The organism is Paenibacillus sp. B-A-8 (genome assembly GCF_048572915.1).
GTDB lineage: Bacteria > Bacillota > Bacilli > Paenibacillales > Paenibacillaceae > Paenibacillus_AQ.
On the sequence record NZ_CP183882.1, the window covers coordinates 1,796,995 to 1,814,275 of the forward strand.

The window sequence follows — 17,281 nt, forward strand, 5'->3', positions numbered from 1 at the left end:
TTAAAATGTCAAAACATACAGATGAGGGGGAGCAACGAATGGGTGGAATATGGCGGATTTATAGGAACGACTGGCGCAACGTATTTAAGGTTCCTGTGGCCGTGTTCCTGATCGCTGCCTTGGTAGTATTACCTTCTGTATATGATTGGTTTAATGTTGCAGCAGTATGGGATCCTTACAGTAACACCTCTGGCATTAAGATTGCTGTAACCAGTCTGGATGAAGGAACCACTGTGAAGGATAAGAGCTTCAATATCGGCAATGACGTGATGGACAGTCTTCGGAATAATAAAAACTTAGGCTGGACCTTCGTAGATGCAGAAGCTGCGCATAACGGCGTGAAACGTGGAGATTATTATGCCAGTATTGTTATCCCTGCTGATTTCTCAAAGCGAATGACGGGAATCCTTGAAGGCAGGATCGTGAAGCCAGAAATTGAATACACCGTCAATGAGAAGATAAATGCGATTGCTCCAAAAATCACGGATAAAGGCGCCTCTTCAATCACTACGCAAATCAGTGAGAATTTTACGGAAACGATTAGCGAAACGGTATTTACTGCTTTAAAGGAAATTGATGCAAAGTTCCAATCTGAACTGCCTATTATACGCAAGGTAGAAAAAGGTTTGTTTAAGCTAGAGGCAAGTCTTCCTGAGATTGAAACGGCAGGCCAAAGTGTATTGAAAATTGAGGAGAATTGGCCACAAATTCATGCATCAGCAGAGCGTATCTCTAAACTGGAGAACAAACTGCCTGAGGTAGAGAAGGCGGGCCTAGCTTTAGAAAAAATAGCTGAACATTGGCCGCAAATTGCCGATGCTGCAGATCATTTAGACGCACTGCAGGATAAGCTGCCCAAAATTGAACAAACCGCACAGCTAATCGTTCAACTCGATAATCATTTTGGCGAAGTTGAACAAATCATGGATAAGGCGGCTGAAGGTCTTGCTGGAGCCAACAAGATTGTTAACACTGCCCTAACTGCGTTACCTAAGGCCGACAAGATTGCAGCCGCTGGAAATGATTTTGTTCTGGAGCTTCAGCAATTCTTAGAGAAGAGTAACGCTGCATTTGAAGCAGTACCTGCCGCCCTCAAACAAAATATATACCTCCTGCAAAAAACAGAGAATACAGTAGTTCAACTTGTTGAACAGTTGCAGGGAAAGGATATTGACCCGCAAGCGGTGAGTGAGCAACTTGAGTTAGTATCCGCTCACTTAGCATCGGGAAGTAGCGTAATTGATCATACGCTTTCTTTGTTATCGGCACTGAATACATTCTCCCCAGGAACAGTGCCTAATGCGGAGATCAGCATTTTAAAGGATGTATACAATGCCTTTAGCAGACAGACTACATTGGTAAATTCCTTGGCAACGGATCTTCAAAAGGATGGTCAGCCTGATCCGAGTATTGTTGAGCAATTGGGCCTTAAATCTGATGAAGGGAACGCAGCCGTTGCTAAGCTTATTTCCAGATATGAAACGGCAACTATTCCTGCTATAAAAAATACATTAGAGCAATTAACTACGGCTGCTGAGACTACAGCTACAGCACTGGAGCAGGTTCCAGATCGTCTATCTGCGCTGGGTACCCTACTTGAAGAAACCGTGTCGGCGATTGAATTCGGACAATCGAGCTTGGCTAGTCTACAGCAGGACTTACCAGCGATTCGTGAAGCGGTACATACAGCAGCCAGTGGTGTCGCAGATAAGACACAGAACTTTGGTGCTTTTATTCGCGATACACTTCCACTTATTCAGAGCAGCTTGCCTGCCGCAGGGGAAAAGATACAACAAGCCGCAAATTTCGTCCGTCAGGATCTGCCGACTGTAGAGGAACGCGTGCATCAGATTTCTGATCTGATTCGTACAGGCCTCCCCCGTGCGGATAAGGGGGTGGCGGTCGCAGCGGACTTGGTGCGAAATGATCTTCCAATCCTGGAAGATTCGATTCGTAAAGCAGCAGCTACCATCCGTCAGATCAAAGATGAAGTGGATCTGGGAGAGATTGCTGAGCTGCTTGGAGGGGATATTAAGAGCAAGAGTGATTTTTTGGCCAATCCGGTAGTGTTAAAAGAGAATAAGTTATATCCTATTCCGAACTATGGGTCGGCTATGACTCCTTTTTATGTTGTACTTTCTTTATGGGTTGGCGGTACACTTCTTATCTCACTTCTTCGTACGGGGGTGGATACGGAGGGGATTGTGTACAAGCGATATCAATTGTATTTTGGACGACTGCTGACGTTTCTTACGGTTGGGATTCTTCAAGCGCTGGTGGCTGTACTTGGTAATATTTTTATTCTGAAATGTTATGTGGTGGATAAGGTGTGGTTTGTCCTTTTTGCAGTATTGATTAGTATCGTATTCGTGACGATTGTATTTACGCTGGTCTCCGTATTCGGCAATGTAGGGAAGGGGATAGCGATCGTATTTATGGTACTTCAATTCTCAAGCTCTGGCGGTACGTTTCCAATCAGTACAACAGGGCGCTTCTTTCAGATGTTGAATCCGTTTATGCCTTTTACTTATGCGATTAGTCTAATGCGGGAAGCGGTAGGGGGGATTCTGCCGGAAGTGGCGGTTCGCGATTGTCTTTATTTGATCCTATTCGGTGTACTAGCACTCTTACTGGCGCTAACATTAAAGAAGCCGCTGGAGCGTTATATCGATAAGGCGGCTGAGAAAGCCGAAGAATCCAAATTGATCTCCTAAGGAAAAAAAGAGGTTGTACCTAAGCCAATTGCTATGGCTTTTGGTACAACCTCTTTTGGATCATCTTGCTGGAGCGAAGTCGGCTACTGGCTTTAGGATCTCTTCAATTCTCTCCAAAGTATCTAGGGATAAAACGGCATCAACAGCTTTGGCGTTCTCTTCCACCTGCGCTGGCTTACTGGCTCCAATAATTGCAGAACTTACACCAGGTTGCCGCAGGGTCCAAGCTAACGCTAGTTGCGACAGCTTCAAATCAAGGCTGTTGGCTAGTTCATCCAGTTGTCCGACAACAGTCAGTACATCATCGCGGAAGTAGCTGCGAATGACCCCGTTTACCGAATCATCCGCTGCGCGGGTTCCTTCTGGAGGCTGTTGACCAGGTTTGTATTTACCGGTCAGAATTCCTTGAGCGAGTGGAGAAAAGACTACTTGACCAAGACCCTCGCGCTGAGATACCTCAAGCACCTCATTTTCAATGTACCGCTCAAACATGTTGTAGATGGGCTGATTAGAAATAAGTGGACGCAGATTTAGTCTGCGTGAAATACCAGCGGCATCAGAAATCTGGGCTGCGCTCCATTCGCTTACTGCAGAATACAGAATTTTTCCTTGTGCAGTTAAGTCGTCAAGCGCGCGCAAGGTTTCCTCTACAGGCGTCTCTCTGTCGAAGCGATGACAAAAATAAACATCAATATAGTCGGTTCCTAAGCGGCGAAGGCTAGCTTCACACTGCTCCATAATGTGCTTGCGAGATAAACCGCGATTATTTACATCGTCTCCCATGGGGAAGAACACCTTGGTACTAAGCACATAAGATGATCTTTCATAAGCGCGAAGAGCAGCACCCATTGCTTTTTCACCTTCACCTCGGTTATAGGCATTAGCTGTATCAAAGAAATTGATACCGCATTCAAAAGCTGTGCTGATGCAGGCGTCTGCAGCCTTTTGCTCTGCTGCTGTTCCATATGTAAGCCAGCTACCTAAGCCGATTTCACTGATTTTTAGTCCTGAATTGCCAAGTCTTCTGTATTTCATATTTCTCTTCCCTCCTTGAGTTGTATATGTTAACTTTACTTGTATCTTATGGAACATTCAACTTGAATGTTTCATGTAAAAGAAGATTTCAAGGAGATGAATCATAGTAATGACTAGTCCAACTTCTAAAGCAAAAAAAGTGATTTTATTTCAGGGTGATTCTATCACTGACGGGAACCGTGGTCGTGATGAAGATCCCAATCATATTCTGGGACATAGCTATGCATATATCATTGGTGGCAAGTTAGGTAATGAACAGGCTGAGCAGAATCTAGTATTCTATAACCGTGGGATAAGTGGGGATCGAATCTCCGATTTGTATGCACGCTGGAATGAGGATGCGATTTACCTTCAGCCGAATATCATTAGTATTTTGATTGGTGTTAATGATCTTTGGAGAACAATGAAAGGGGAACCAAGCGGTGTAACGGACCGTTTTGAACGTGCGTACCGTCACGTGCTTGAAGAAACTGGGGAAGTACTTCCGCAAACGAAGCTAGTCTTGTGTGAGCCTTTTATTCTAAATACCGGAGCTCCGGCAGAACAATGGGAAGAATGGGAAGCTAAAATTACGCATTACCAGAGCGTTGTTAAGCAGCTTGCAGAAGAATTTAATGCGGTGTTTGTTCCTTTACAGGAAGCATTCGATGCAGCTGCTCGTAGAACAGATGCAGCCTACTGGCTGTGGGACGGCGTTCACCCGACAGCGGCCGGGCATGATCTGATTGCCGGGGAGTGGCTGAAGATCGTAGGGAAAAGCGGTCTTTTAAACGACTAGTGGAATAAAGGTTTCCCCTTATCTTAATTTATGCACCTACTGATTACTCAGCGGGTGCATAGATAAGAGAGATATGATAGTTATTCAGAAACTCGATCCATTCCTCAGAAGGCTTCTCGTCTGTAACGATATAATCCACTCTATCGAAACTAAATAATTTAATGAATGCAGTCCTGTCGAACTTAGAGTGATCTGCGAGCAGAATTACTTTATTCGCCTGCTGTTGCATAAGAATCTTCAATTCACTTTCTTCTTCATTCGAATCGCTGAGCCCACCAGTCATAGACAACGCTTTACAGCTGAATATAGCTACGTCCACATTATATTTTTGAATAGTCTGCGAGGCGGTATGTCCAACGAAGGAGCTAGTCTCGGGGCCTAGTATTCCACCGGTGGAAATTAGCTTTTGCCCGGAGTGTTGAAATTCAGATAATACAACCAGTGAGTTCGTAATAATCGTAAGATTGTTTTTCTCCTCTATAATTCTCCGTAAGGCCTCAAAAACGGTTGAACTCGTATCCGTCACCAAGCTGTCCCCATCATTAATTAATTGGAGAACATGATCAGCTATCGTACGTTTAGCCTCTATATTTACCTGATGTCTACTAACATAGGGAGGGTCCTCATTCGTGTGGGCATTGAGGATCGCCCCGCCATAATTCTTCTTGGCAAGTCCTTCCTTGTCCAGTTTATCCAGATCCCGCCGAATGGTCTCTTCCGAGACATTGAATTTTTGCGCCAGCTGAGCAACATGGACTTTCTTTTGTCTATACAGCTCATTAATGATTAAATCTCGCCGTTCAAATGCTTTCATCCGTTCACTCACCTCTATCATCATCTACTTTCTAGTTTACTACATTGTTGTATAAATCAAAGAAATAACCTCATATTCACATAATACCACAGTATAATAATATTAATACCACATAAAACCACATAATTTATCTATAAATATGTTGTTTTATGTTGACTAAAGCGTTTCCATATTTTATGATGAAGGAGAAATAGGTCCATTACCGATGATACTATGATGATCTTGAGGAGGAACAGCAGTGATAGAAAACTATCCGAAAATTGGCATCCGCCCGACCATTGATGGCAGAAGAAGAGGTGTCCGCGAATCGCTAGAAGCTCAAACCATGGGTATGGCACAGCGGGTAGCTAAGTTTATTGAAGAGAACTTATTTTATCCGGATGGCCGCCCCGTGGAATGCATCATTGCCGATTCTACGATTGGTGGTGTTAAAGAAGCTGCTGCTGCGGCTCAGAAATTTGCCGGGGCTAATGTTGGCGTATCGATTACCGTGACTCCTTGCTGGTGTTATGGTTCTGAAACGATGGATATGGACGCCTCGATCCCGCATGCGGTTTGGGGCTTTAACGGAACGGAACGCCCTGGCGCGGTCTATCTAGCTGCTGTTCTCTCTGCTTATGCACAAAAAGGAATTCCGGCGTTTGGTATCTATGGTGAGGATGTTCAGGAGTCTAGCAGTGAGGAGATTCCAGCGGATGTGCAGACTAAATTGCTGCAGTTCGCCAAAGCTGGGTTGGCTGTCGCTCAAATGAGAGGGAAATCCTATTTATCAATGGGTTCTGTTTCGATGGGGATTGCTGGATCGATTGTGAATGAACAGTTCTTCCAAGAGTATCTGGGAATGCGTAATGAATATATAGATATGTCAGAATATGTGCGACGTTTTGAAGAGGAAATTTATGATAAAGAGGAATATAAGCGAGCACTCGCGTGGACCAAAGAAAACTGCCAAGTTGGTGCCGATAATAATCCACAGCATCTGCAAATAAGTGATGATGAGAAAGAGAAGCAGTGGGAGACTTGTGTCAAAATGACATTGATCGCCCGAGATCTGATGATCGGAAATCCTGTTCTCGCTGAGCTGGGCTTTGAGGAAGAGGCTAACGGCCATAATGCGATTGTGGGTGGGTTCCAAGGGCAGCGCCAATGGACAGATCATTTTCCTAACGGGGATTTCATGGAGACAATTCTGAATTCCTCCTTTGACTGGAATGGCAAACGTTCACCTTATATCGTAGCGACAGAGAATGATAGCCTGAACGGAGTAACGATGCTATTCAATTATTTGCTTACGAATACTGCACAAATATTTGCGGATGTTCGAACCTTTTGGAGTCCAGATGCAGTTAAGCGTGTAACGGGTCACCAATTAGAAGGTGAGGCAGCACACGGAATACTGCATTTGATCAACTCTGGTTCGGCTGCTCTTGATGGGACGGGTGAGCAGACGATCGACGGTAAACCTGCGATTAAACCTTTTTGGGAAATTTCGGAGGATGAGGTGGAAGCTTGTTTGAGCCATACAGAGTTCCGCCCGGCTTCTCAAGAATATTTCCGTGGGGGCGGCTTCTCTACAGATTATTTAACTAAAGGCGGGATGCCGGTGACCATGGCTCGTCTGAACTTGGTTAAAGGGCTTGGACCTGTTCTTCAGCTTGTAGAAGGTCACACAGTTGAGCTGCCTGAAGATGTTCACCATACCTTGGATCAAAGAACAGACCCGACATGGCCAACGACCTGGTTTGCGCCTAAGTTAACCAATAGTGGTTCTTTCCAATCGGTGTATGATGTCATGAATAATTGGGGCGCAAATCATGGGGCGATCAGCTATGGGCATATTGGAGCGGATTTGATTACACTGGCGTCTATTCTGCGTATTCCAGTCAGTATGCATAACGTTGAGGAATCACGTATTTTTAGACCTCGGGTGTGGTCGCTATTTGGTACCGAAGATCTGGAGGGAGCAGATTATAGAGCATGTCAGAACTTTGGACCCCTCTACTAAAATCTTCCCGTGAAGCAGGTGTGATGAACAATGGTTGATATAATTAAGCTTCTAGCCATAGATCTCGGCGCCAGTTCCGGAAGAGTTATGCTGGGGATATATGATGGAGATAGACTGCAAATGGAAGAAATTCATCGGTTTGAGAATACGCCGGTACAGATCAATGGGCACTTATATTGGGATACTCTGAGGCTTTTCCACGAAATGAAGCAAGGCGTGCAAAAAGCCTTTAGGCAACACGGAGAATTGACGTCTTTAAGTGTGGATACATGGGGAGTTGACTACGGTTTTATCGACAAAAGAGGAATGATGCTCTATTCCCCACATCATTACAGGGATCGGAGGATGGAGGCTCACCGTCTCCAATTGGAAGCGCTACTCTCACCGGCAGAGCAATTCCGTATGACCGGTCTTCAGCCAAGCGTGATTAATACAGTCTATCAGCTGTTCTCTGATTTTCAGGATAATGATTCTCTTATGGAGACCGCGGATACGATTTTGATGATGCCGGATCTATTTCATTATCTGTTTTCTGGTATTAAAGCAGCAGAGAGTACCATCTGGAGCACAAGCGGCTTAGTGGATGCTGTCTCTGGAGAACCCTCCTCTGAATTATTGAGCAGGCTTGGAATTCCGAGTAGTCTAGTTCCACATCAAGTCCAAGCGGGAACGGTTATTGGATCTATCCTACCGGTTATTCAAGAGGAGCTTAGTGTAGGACCTATAAAAGTGATCGCCGGCGCTTCACATGACACGGCTTCAGCCGTGGCTTCGATTCCTTATACTCGTAAGGATGAAGCAGCATTTTTAAGCTGTGGTACGTGGTCGTTGGTGGGTATGGAGACGCCTGAACCGGTCATTTCAGAGAAAAGCTATGAATATGGTTTCACAAATGAACGTTGCTTCGGTAATTCTAACCGTTTGCTAAAAAACACAACGGGACTATGGATTTTGCAGGAGCTCCAAAGGAATTGGGCGAAAGCAGGAGAGAATCTTAGTCAAAGTGAAATGGTTGAACTAGCCAAAACGATTAATAGGGCGCCAGCGATCATTGATCCGAATGACCCGCTCTTCAGTACACCAGGTGTGATGATACAGCGGATTAAGGAATATTGTGAGCGGACGGGGCAACAACCCCCTAATACAAAAGCTGAAATTATACGCGTTATCCTTGAGAGCCTTGCGCAATCATACTGTAGAACGATTGAAGAAATGGAAGAGATCACCGGCAAGACAATCACTATCATTCATATGGTTGGCGGTGGGATTCAAAATGAGCTATTATGCCAGCTCACCGCTGATGCTACGGGTAGAGAAGTCGTTGCGGGACCTGTGGAGGCCAGTGGAATTGGCAATATCATTGTCCAACTGGCTGCGCTGGGAAAATTGGATGTTTCCGAGGGGAAAGAGTTCGTGGCACAATCCTTTACCTTTAAGACATACCAGCCTTCTGTGGGAAAGAACTCTAAAAAATAGGATACGAGGAGAGTACTTATGGATACTTTGGAACAAAAATTACGTTTGCAGATTTGTGATATCGGCAGAAATCTGTTTAATAAAGATTTCATCGCCGCCAATGATGGAAATATTTCAGCACGGTTATCAGAGAATGAAATTCTTACTACTCCCAGAGCGGTGAGCAAAGGATATTTAGAGCCTCATATGATTGTAAAAGTAAATCTGCAAGGTGAAGTGCTTGAAGCGGCAGAAGGGTACAGACCTTCAACAGAAACCAAAATGCATTTGAGAATTTATAATGAGCTACCTGAGATGAATGGTGTGGTTCATGCACATCCCCCGTATGCCACTGCTTTTGCCATTAAAGGTGAGGCACTCGATAAAATGATGATGCCGGAATCGGTTATCATGATCGGGGATATCCCATTAGCGGAATATGGTACCCCTTCGACAGAAGAAATTCCAGACTCACTGATGCCTTACCTTGGCAAAAAAACAGCAGTCCTGCTTGAAAATCACGGCGCACTTACTTGGGGAACAGATGTTATGGAAGCCTATTTGAACATGGAGAGACTCGAATATACGGCTAAAATTACATTCATTACCCGTATGATTGGCGGGGAGAGAGAACTGCCGCAGCATCGGATTGATGAGCTGGTTGCGTTGAGATCTTTTTATGGGAAGTAATGAGGTGCTTGGATGTTAAAAAAAATTCCTAAGCTGCTATCTCCGGAACTGGTGCGTGTAATGATGGAAATGGGTCATGGAGATGAGCTTGTCCTCGCGGATGCGAATTATCCAGGGCACTCCTTGCACTCAAAAGTATTAAGATATGATGGCATTGGGATACCTGCTTTACTGGACGCAATATTGGAGCTGCTGCCACTTGATCATTATGTGGAACATCAGGTGGCGTTTATGGCTGTGGTTGAGGGAGATCCTACGGTGCCGGTGATCTGGTCGACATACGAATCGATTATCGTCAAACATGACGCTGAAGCGACGATTAAATATGAGGAGCGGTTTGATTTTTATAATCGTTCAAAGGAAAGCTACGCTATTGTTGTAACAGGTGAAGAAGCACTTTATGGAAATATTATTATAAAAAAAGGTGTAATCAAGGCCTGATAATCAGCGGTTCTGCTTGCGGTATTGCAGGGGCGAGCGCTTGGCGATGTGCTTAAACACCCGCCCGAAGTGGGCGATGCTGTCAAAGCCTGTATTCTCAGCAATGGTAGTGACTTTAGTGTTAGTGCTCTGCAAGAGTCGTTGGGCTTCCTTGATCCGAATGTAGTTTAGATATTCAACAATGGTAAATCCAGTGGTTTGCTTGAATAAACGGCAAAGATAGGTGCTGCTGATGAAAAAGGTTTCGGATAGCTGCTCTAATGTAAGCTTTTCAGCATAATGTGCCTGTAAATAATCGATCATTTCGTAGACTTTAAGCTGCTTCTCACTGCTCTCAGGAGCGATGGGCTCGCGGCTTATTTCTTGTGCTCTGTTCATTTCAATGAATAACTGGATAAGCAGTGTCTGAAGATAAGGGATCTGCTGTGATCGATGTTCCTCTTGTTCTTTTAGCATAGCGAATAGGATATATTCGATGGCTCCTTGTTCATGGACTCCGGGTCGCAGAAGCAAGCTTTGGGTAGATAAAAAAGGAAAGCTCAGATCATAGTTGGCCAACGTTTTTTGCAGAAAGCTCTCCTCAAAGTTAATCAATATTCGCTCATGCCGTGCTGAACCCTTAGAAGTGGTGCGGTGGAGTTCATTCTTGTTAATAAATATCAGATCACCTTTGCGCAAGGTGTAAATTAGATTGTTAATATAATAGCTGCGTTCACCTGCAAGTAGATAATAAATTTCATATGTATCGTGATAATGGTCGGAATCCATGCTGAAGGGTCCGGCTCTTTTGATTTGTTCAATGATAAATGGAGGCTCTAGCTCCTGTTCCATTGCAGATTTGCTCCTTTCAGATAATAAAGCTAATATATGCAAAGTTTCCGTCATATTTGCTAATAATCGCTTAGATTTCGATGTATTTTATACTATAAACTATAGAAAGAAACGGCATCTAAATCAATAGCGATGGAGTGATTCTTGTGTCGAAGAAGAAATATGTATTCGTAGGTACCGGCGGCCGAGCGGAATTCTTTTATGGAGAGATTACTACAAATTATCGTGAGACTTCGGAAATCGTAGGCTTTTGCGATGTGAATGGGGTAAGAATGGATTATGCGAACCGATTACTGGAAGGGAAATATCAGTATCATGCGGTTCCTACTTATAAAGCTCATGAGTTCGATCGTATGATTGAAGAGACTAAGCCGGATGTGGTTATCGTTACGAGTATTGACCGCACACATCATCGTTACATTATCCGGGCGATGGAGCTTGGCTGTGATGTTATCTCAGAGAAACCGATGACGGTGGATGAAGAAAAATGCCGGGAGATTCTTGAGGCGATTGATCGAACAGGGAAAAAGCTGCGCGTTACGTTCAATTACCGCTATGCCCCGCATAACACCAAAATCCGTGAATTGATCATGGATGGAGCCATTGGCGAAGTACTTTCTGTTAACTTTGAATGGCTGCTAAATACACAGCATGGAGCAGATTACTTCCGCAGATGGCATCGGGATAAGCGTAATAGTGGAGGTCTATTGGTCCATAAATCAACACATCATTTCGATTTGATGAATTTCTGGTTGGGCTCACGTCCGGACACGGTCTATGCCATGGGGGATTTAAGGTTTTATGGCAGAGAAAACGCAGAGAAGCGCGGCGTGACCGAGTTTTATCAGCGTGCTCATGGTAGTGCAGCAGCCGAAAATGATCCCTTTGCCCTTCATCTTAAAGATAATGAACAGCTGAAGCAGATGTATTTGGATGCCGAGCATGAAGATGGGTACCTGCGTGATCAAAGCGTATTCGGTGATAATATCAGCATTGAGGATACGATGGCAGTCATGGTCAAATACAAAAACAAGACGATTATGAACTATTCACTTAATGCTTATTTGCCTTGGGAAGGCTTCACTGTAGTATTTAATGGAACAAAGGGACGGATGGAAGTGAAAGTAGTTGAACAGTCTTATGTAAATGCCGGAGGGAACAAAGAGGATGAAGGGGCCCTAAAGGACAAGCAGATCACTGTATTCCCACATTTTGCGCCTCCCTATGAAGTGGAGATTGAAGAAGGTGTTGGGGGACATGGCGGCGGAGATCCGGTCATGCTGCGGGATATTTTTGAACGACCTGTGGAGGATCGGTTTAATCGAGCAGCTTCCCATGTGGATGGGGCGTTGTCTATTATGACCGGGATTGCGGCTAATCGTTCGATAGCTACCGGACTTCCAGTGAAGGTGGATCAGTTAATCAAATGGTAGAAGGAAAAAGCTCAAAACCAAAATTAGTAATAGCCTGTTTGTGAACAAACCGCTGCGGAGTGGAGGGTTCTTACGATCGCTGTTAAAGCCCAATTTCTGGATAGTAGAAAGATTAGCAGTTGAAATTGGTCTTTAAAGGCGAACACTGGCGTTTCTCCAGAATCCCTCCACCCCTCCGCTCTGTCTTCACGTCAATTTACTACTATTTTAGATTGAGCTAAAAAAGTAAAGATAAAAGGCTGCCTCCAAAGTCATTGTGATGACTAAGAGACAGCCTTATTTATTTTGTTATTAGCAATTATTGTTTGACGACGTTAAAGCCGTCTTTTTGCAATTGAGTCACAATGCCATCATCACCTAGCATATGTAGTGCACCAACAACGACAAGGTAAGTCGCTTTTTTATCACTATTCAAATACTCTTTTACATGCTTCACCATGTTGGCATTCCGATCTGAAACGAGACCCTTATAGTATTCTGGCTCCTTAGCGACCGCTTGTGTCATAGCTACGAGTGATTGTTCATCCCCCTGCATCCACATTTGGGATAATGCATCCAACGAAGCTGTTGCTGCAGCATTGTCTGTTTGTTTGAGGCTATCGAGTGTATCGAGGAGAAGCTTTTCTTGTAATCCATCTGAGAATTGATCAAACATGTTCAGCTGCAATTGCATATTTTCCAATTCAATGACCGGTTTATTCAATTTGGCTGCTTTCTGTGTGAAATATAGGTCGATTCCCGTATCAGGTGTATAATCTGTTGTTTGCATTTGCAGGCTTGAAATGCCTTGAGTAACGACCCATGGCTTATAGGAATCGAATGCATCTCCAGCAAGACCATTCGCTTTCAGAAGCGCAACAACTTTGTTATAGGTATCAGCAGATACGTGATCCTTGAGCTTGGATCCATCTGTATAGGAGCCTTTCTCCGTAAGGAACTTTTGAATCTCTGTTTGATCAACCTTGGTTAAGTCAACTTCGACCCCAAGATATTGAGAAGCCTCAAAGGCAGCTTCAATTTCCGGGCGCAGCGGGTACATTTTGTCGTTAGCCACATGGATAGAACCAAGCAGATAAACGGTGTTACCGTTGTGCTCCACCTTCCATAAGAAACCGGTGCTGCCTGCAGCCTGATTATTGGCTACAAAGGTGATGGTGCGCTGCGCCGGACTCCATTCTACCTTATAGCCGATCGTTTCTCCTATAAAGCGGACAGGTACATAGGTGACATTATTGATGGTTTTAGGAGCCACCTCTAGTTTTTTCTTCTCCCCGTTCACCGTTGCTGTGGTGCTGCCGATAGTCAGTGAGAGGGCCAGTCCATTTTTGGTCCCCGTTACGGTTTTCGTCTTTTTATTCCAATTCAAATTTACATTAAGCTTCTCTAGAAGTGGACGCATAGGAACCAAGGTAGTTCCTTTTTCTACAACAGGGTTAGCATTGCCTAACTTCACTTCGGTTCCGTCAATCCATACGCCGACAGGTTTTTCAGCCGCATGGGCAGTGGTAAAGACAGACATAACAATGAAAATGGATAAAAATAATGCACCTAGCTTTTTCATTAGTAGGACACTCCGTTTCTAAGATAATGTAAGCTGTAATTCACTCACTTCATGATTTTAACGTATTTTTCCATAAATAGTTATATATTTTGTTACTTCGTTCAAAAGTCAAAATAATGCACATCAAAGCAAAAATCACCCCTATTAGATCCTGTTCACTCTCCTTATCATGAGACGTAAGAACGAAGAGTCTGAAGGGAGCAAGAAACTTATGTGGAGCAGTGCGATTGAAGATGCGATAGAGAAGGTACGTAAGAACATAGATCGGTTCGGGGGCAGTTTCCCTCATGTCAGCAAGAATGGAGCTTACCAGCTCAATAACAACGACGACTGGACTAACGGATTCTGGAGTGGCATGTTGTGGTTGTGCTATGAATATACGCAGGATGACAGCTTCCGTATTGCGGCATCTCATACCGTAGAGGATTTCCGGCGCCGTTTCGCGGCAAAGACGGTGCTTGATCATCACGATATCGGATTCTTGTATTCGTTATCCTCCAAAGCCCAGTGGATGATAGAAAAAGACGAATCCGCACGTCAGTTGACATTGCAAGCGGCAGACTTACTACTGAAGCGCTGGCGCACAGACGGTGGATATATTCAGGCTTGGGGACCTATCGGAGATGCCCAAGAAGGCGGGCGCATCATTATTGATTGCCTGTTGAATCTACCTCTTCTGTACTGGGCGGAACAACAGACCGGGGATTCCATATACCGGCAAGTGGCGATCATGCAGGCGGATAAGACGAAACGTTATCTGGTGCGGGGAGATGACAGCTCCTACCATACGTTTTTCTTCGATCAGAAGACCGGAGAGCCGATTGGGGGCGCTACGCACCAAGGCTATACTAACGGATCGACTTGGACGCGCGGTCAGGCTTGGGGCGTTTACGGTTTTGCATTATCTTACCGTTATACTAAGGATCCATTGTATTTGGAAACGTCCAAGCGGATGGCCCGTTATTTCCTGGAGCATTTGCCACAGGATCATGTCGCTTATTGGGACTTCAATGCACCGGTATCCGCGGATACTTATCGGGATAGTTCGGCATCTGCAATTGTTGCGGCCGGACTTCAGGAGCTGCTAGAGCTAATGGATGAGGAAGATCCCGAACGAGCTTATTTTCAGCAGGGATTAATACAGTCGATGACTTCACTTGTGCAGAACTATTCCACGATCGGTGAAGACGCGGAGGGGCTGCTGAAGCATGGTTCTTACCATGTGCGCGGCGATCTTTCTCCGGATGATTTCATGATCTGGGGGGATTATTTTTATCTCGAAGCGTTGCTGCGGCTGCAAAAAGGCAGCAGGGGGTACTGGTATGAACGCTGATAACCAACAAACCTCTCCGTATGCCGTCTTTACGCTACTCGACCTTGCGTTACCTGCTCTAGCTCCGGTGAAGGATGCGCTCGACCAAGCGCGGCAGGACGATGCGCTGACTGCGTTGCATCGGTACTTGACCAGCCGGAGTACGCCGGGCTGGAGAACAGATAACCGGAAGCAGCAGCTTATCGACTATATACAGCACTATTGCACAGATGATCTGGAACTTGTAATAAAGACGGCGGACGAAGTCGTCGAGCAGACATTTCTCTTCCGCTTTCCCTGGGACATGGAACGAAGCCGCATTCCGGTTACCTTTGAGGAAAAAATTGACTGGCGTTATGTTCCAGACAAAGATGTAGAATGGGCTTATATGCTGAATCGCCACCGTTACTGGGTGGCATTAGGACAAGCGTATGCGATAACTGGTAATGAAAAATATGCGAGGGCATTTTGCTGTCAGCTTGAAGATTGGCTGGACCGTAATCCTGTTCCAGACATGCCTACGAATGATACGCTGACTTGGCGCACCATTGAAGCGGGCCTTCGCTGTGCTAACTGGATCAAAGCGTTATCCTATATACAGGAAAGTCCGCTGCTCACACCGACGCTTCTGGCAAAAGTGATGATATCTCTGCATGAACACGGTGAATATTTAGCTTCATCGTTTACGGGCTGGAAGAATATCAGCAACTGGGGGGTTCTGGAGACTTGTGGCTTGTTCCAAACCGCGCTCTACTTCCCTGAGTTCACAAGGGCCAGAAACTGGCGACGTCTCGGTGAGGAGAGATTAGGGGAGAATGCTCGAATCCAGATCATGGCGGACGGTATCCACTGGGAGCAATCCCCCACGTATCACCATGAAGTTCTGGTATGTTTTCTCGACTGCATCCGCTTGGCCCGTATGAACGGTCTGGAGCTTGAGGATGAATTTTTGCAAAAGGTACGTCAAATGGCCGTTGCTTCATTATATTGGGCCAAGCCGAATCATCGGCAGCCGATGCTCGGCGATAGCGATGATAGCGATGTCCGTTCGATTTTGACTTATGCGGGTTGGTTGTTCCAGGATTCTGTGCTCCGCTTTGGCGGATACGATCAAATGGATTATGATAATGCCTGGTTGTTCGGGTTGACTGGCGTTGAGGGCTACGCGCGGCTGTTGGCAGAGGAACCGTCGTACTTGTCACATTCTTTTATACATTCCGGCCACTATGTGATGCGGACGGGTTGGGACGAGCAGGGTTTGTACCTATATTTCCACTGCGGACCACTTGGGGGTGGACATGGGCACGCGGATCTGCTACATTTCGATCTGTATGCTTATGGGCGGGATATGCTTACCGATCTCGGCAGATACAACTATAGTGATCATGCACCACTCAGAAAAGCGCTAAAAGAAAGCGCTGCCCATAATACGACCACTGTTGACGGAATTGGATTTACCGAAATCACGGATACATGGTCCTTCTCCCAAATTGCGAAGCCAACGGGCACCCAATGGATTAGCAAGCCGGAATTTGATTATGTAGAAGGCAGCCATGACGGTTACCGTCATTTGAATGATCCGGTATACCCGCTTAGGAGGATTATATTCATCAAGCCTTATTACTGGCTTCTGGTCGACAGCTTCAGCTGCCGGCAGGAGCATACGTTTTCCCAGCATTTACATTTTGCGCTCGGAGCGGTTCAGATGGAAGACGAAACATTAATTTGCCGTACTAAAAATGAGCGGGAAGCCAATCTTTGCATCATTCCTGTTAATGTTGAAGGACTTCAGGGCAAGGTTGATGACGGGGGAATCTCCCGCGAATACAATCTGCTGGAACCCAATCAGCATGCTGTGTACTCCCGAACGGGGAAAGGGAAGGTTTCGATCATGCAAGTGCTGTATCCGCAGCCTCCCGGTGAGCAGTTTTGTCCTCTGGTTGAACAGGTGACGATTTACCGTCATACGGGTGAAGCAGTGGATGCTGCACAGGCCGAGGCTTGCCGCATCAGCTTCCCTGAAAAGAGTGAGAAGCATATTATCGTGATCAGCCATGAGGTTCCATCCAGTCACTTGGATTCCTATGTTGTAGAAGGTATACAAATATTTGGTGAAGTGGTCCTTATTGTTTTCGCAAACGGTCAAAAGAAAGTCACGGTAATCAGATAATGCATGTATACTGGATAACGGGCTGATAGAATACAAGAAAAG

At 45.3% G+C, this 17,281-nt stretch carries 13 protein-coding genes; 9 read left to right on the forward strand and 4 right to left on the reverse strand.

The window, feature by feature from the left end; genetic code table 11:
- Positions 1–38: 38 nt before the first annotated feature.
- Positions 39–2,714, forward strand: a complete 2,676-nt coding sequence (locus tag ACN6MV_RS07985; protein ID WP_419886111.1) for a YhgE/Pip family protein — start codon at positions 39–41, stop codon at positions 2,712–2,714.
- A gap of 60 nt (positions 2,715–2,774) precedes the next feature.
- Here ACN6MV_RS07985 and ACN6MV_RS07990 read toward each other — a convergent pair whose 3' ends face one another.
- Positions 2,775–3,749: an aldo/keto reductase family protein gene (locus ACN6MV_RS07990; RefSeq protein WP_042125396.1), complete on the reverse strand. Its 975-nt coding sequence runs from the start codon at positions 3,747–3,749 to the stop codon at positions 2,775–2,777.
- A gap of 109 nt (positions 3,750–3,858) precedes the next feature.
- Between ACN6MV_RS07990 and ACN6MV_RS07995 the strand changes: the two genes are divergently transcribed.
- Positions 3,859–4,527, forward strand: coding sequence for an SGNH/GDSL hydrolase family protein (locus tag ACN6MV_RS07995; protein ID WP_042125397.1), 669 nt, complete (start codon positions 3,859–3,861; stop codon positions 4,525–4,527).
- A 43-nt stretch (positions 4,528–4,570) separates the two neighbouring features.
- Here the strand turns inward: ACN6MV_RS07995 and ACN6MV_RS08000 are convergent, their stop codons facing one another.
- Entirely contained in the window at positions 4,571–5,341 is a 771-nt protein-coding gene (locus ACN6MV_RS08000; RefSeq protein WP_042125399.1) for a DeoR/GlpR family DNA-binding transcription regulator, read from the reverse strand.
- 238 nt (positions 5,342–5,579) lie between these two features.
- Between ACN6MV_RS08000 and ACN6MV_RS08005 the strand changes: the two genes are divergently transcribed.
- From ACN6MV_RS08005 to ACN6MV_RS08020, 4 genes are read left to right on the forward strand one after another with little or no spacing between them, the layout of a single operon-like run.
- Positions 5,580–7,346: an L-fucose isomerase gene (locus ACN6MV_RS08005; RefSeq protein WP_419886112.1), complete on the forward strand. Its 1,767-nt coding sequence runs from the start codon at positions 5,580–5,582 to the stop codon at positions 7,344–7,346.
- A gap of 30 nt (positions 7,347–7,376) precedes the next feature.
- Positions 7,377–8,822 (forward strand): rhamnulokinase, encoded by a 1,446-nt coding sequence (locus ACN6MV_RS08010; RefSeq protein WP_419886113.1) that lies wholly within the window; start codon positions 7,377–7,379, stop codon positions 8,820–8,822.
- Positions 8,823–8,840: 18 nt separating this feature from the next.
- Positions 8,841–9,491, forward strand: a complete 651-nt coding sequence (locus ACN6MV_RS08015) for a class II aldolase/adducin family protein (RefSeq protein WP_042125403.1) — start codon at positions 8,841–8,843, stop codon at positions 9,489–9,491.
- 12 nt (positions 9,492–9,503) lie between these two features.
- A complete protein-coding gene (locus tag ACN6MV_RS08020) occupies positions 9,504–9,932 on the forward strand; it encodes an RbsD/FucU family protein (protein WP_341111313.1) in 429 nt (142 codons plus the stop codon).
- Positions 9,933–9,935: 3 nt separating this feature from the next.
- On the opposite strand, the gene ACN6MV_RS08025 is transcribed toward ACN6MV_RS08020, so the two are convergent.
- Positions 9,936–10,763: a helix-turn-helix domain-containing protein gene (locus ACN6MV_RS08025; protein WP_419886114.1), complete on the reverse strand. Its 828-nt coding sequence runs from the start codon at positions 10,761–10,763 to the stop codon at positions 9,936–9,938.
- Positions 10,764–10,909: 146 nt separating this feature from the next.
- On the opposite strand from ACN6MV_RS08025, the gene ACN6MV_RS08030 reads away from it, so the two are divergent.
- On the forward strand, positions 10,910–12,196 hold the full coding sequence (locus ACN6MV_RS08030; protein ID WP_375105252.1) for a Gfo/Idh/MocA family protein: 1,287 nt from the start codon (positions 10,910–10,912) through the stop codon (positions 12,194–12,196).
- 298 nt (positions 12,197–12,494) lie between these two features.
- Here the strand turns inward: ACN6MV_RS08030 and ACN6MV_RS08035 are convergent, their stop codons facing one another.
- Entirely contained in the window at positions 12,495–13,757 is a 1,263-nt protein-coding gene (locus ACN6MV_RS08035; protein ID WP_419886115.1) for a TraB/GumN family protein, read from the reverse strand.
- A gap of 211 nt (positions 13,758–13,968) precedes the next feature.
- Between ACN6MV_RS08035 and ACN6MV_RS08040 the strand changes: the two genes are divergently transcribed.
- On the forward strand, positions 13,969–15,090 hold the full coding sequence (locus ACN6MV_RS08040) for a glycoside hydrolase family 88 protein (RefSeq protein WP_042125411.1): 1,122 nt from the start codon (positions 13,969–13,971) through the stop codon (positions 15,088–15,090).
- Positions 15,080–17,239, forward strand: a complete 2,160-nt coding sequence (locus ACN6MV_RS08045) for an alginate lyase family protein (RefSeq protein WP_419886116.1) — start codon at positions 15,080–15,082, stop codon at positions 17,237–17,239. Before ACN6MV_RS08040 ends, ACN6MV_RS08045 begins: the two co-directional genes overlap by 11 nt.
- The last annotated feature ends 42 nt before the right edge of the window (positions 17,240–17,281 follow it).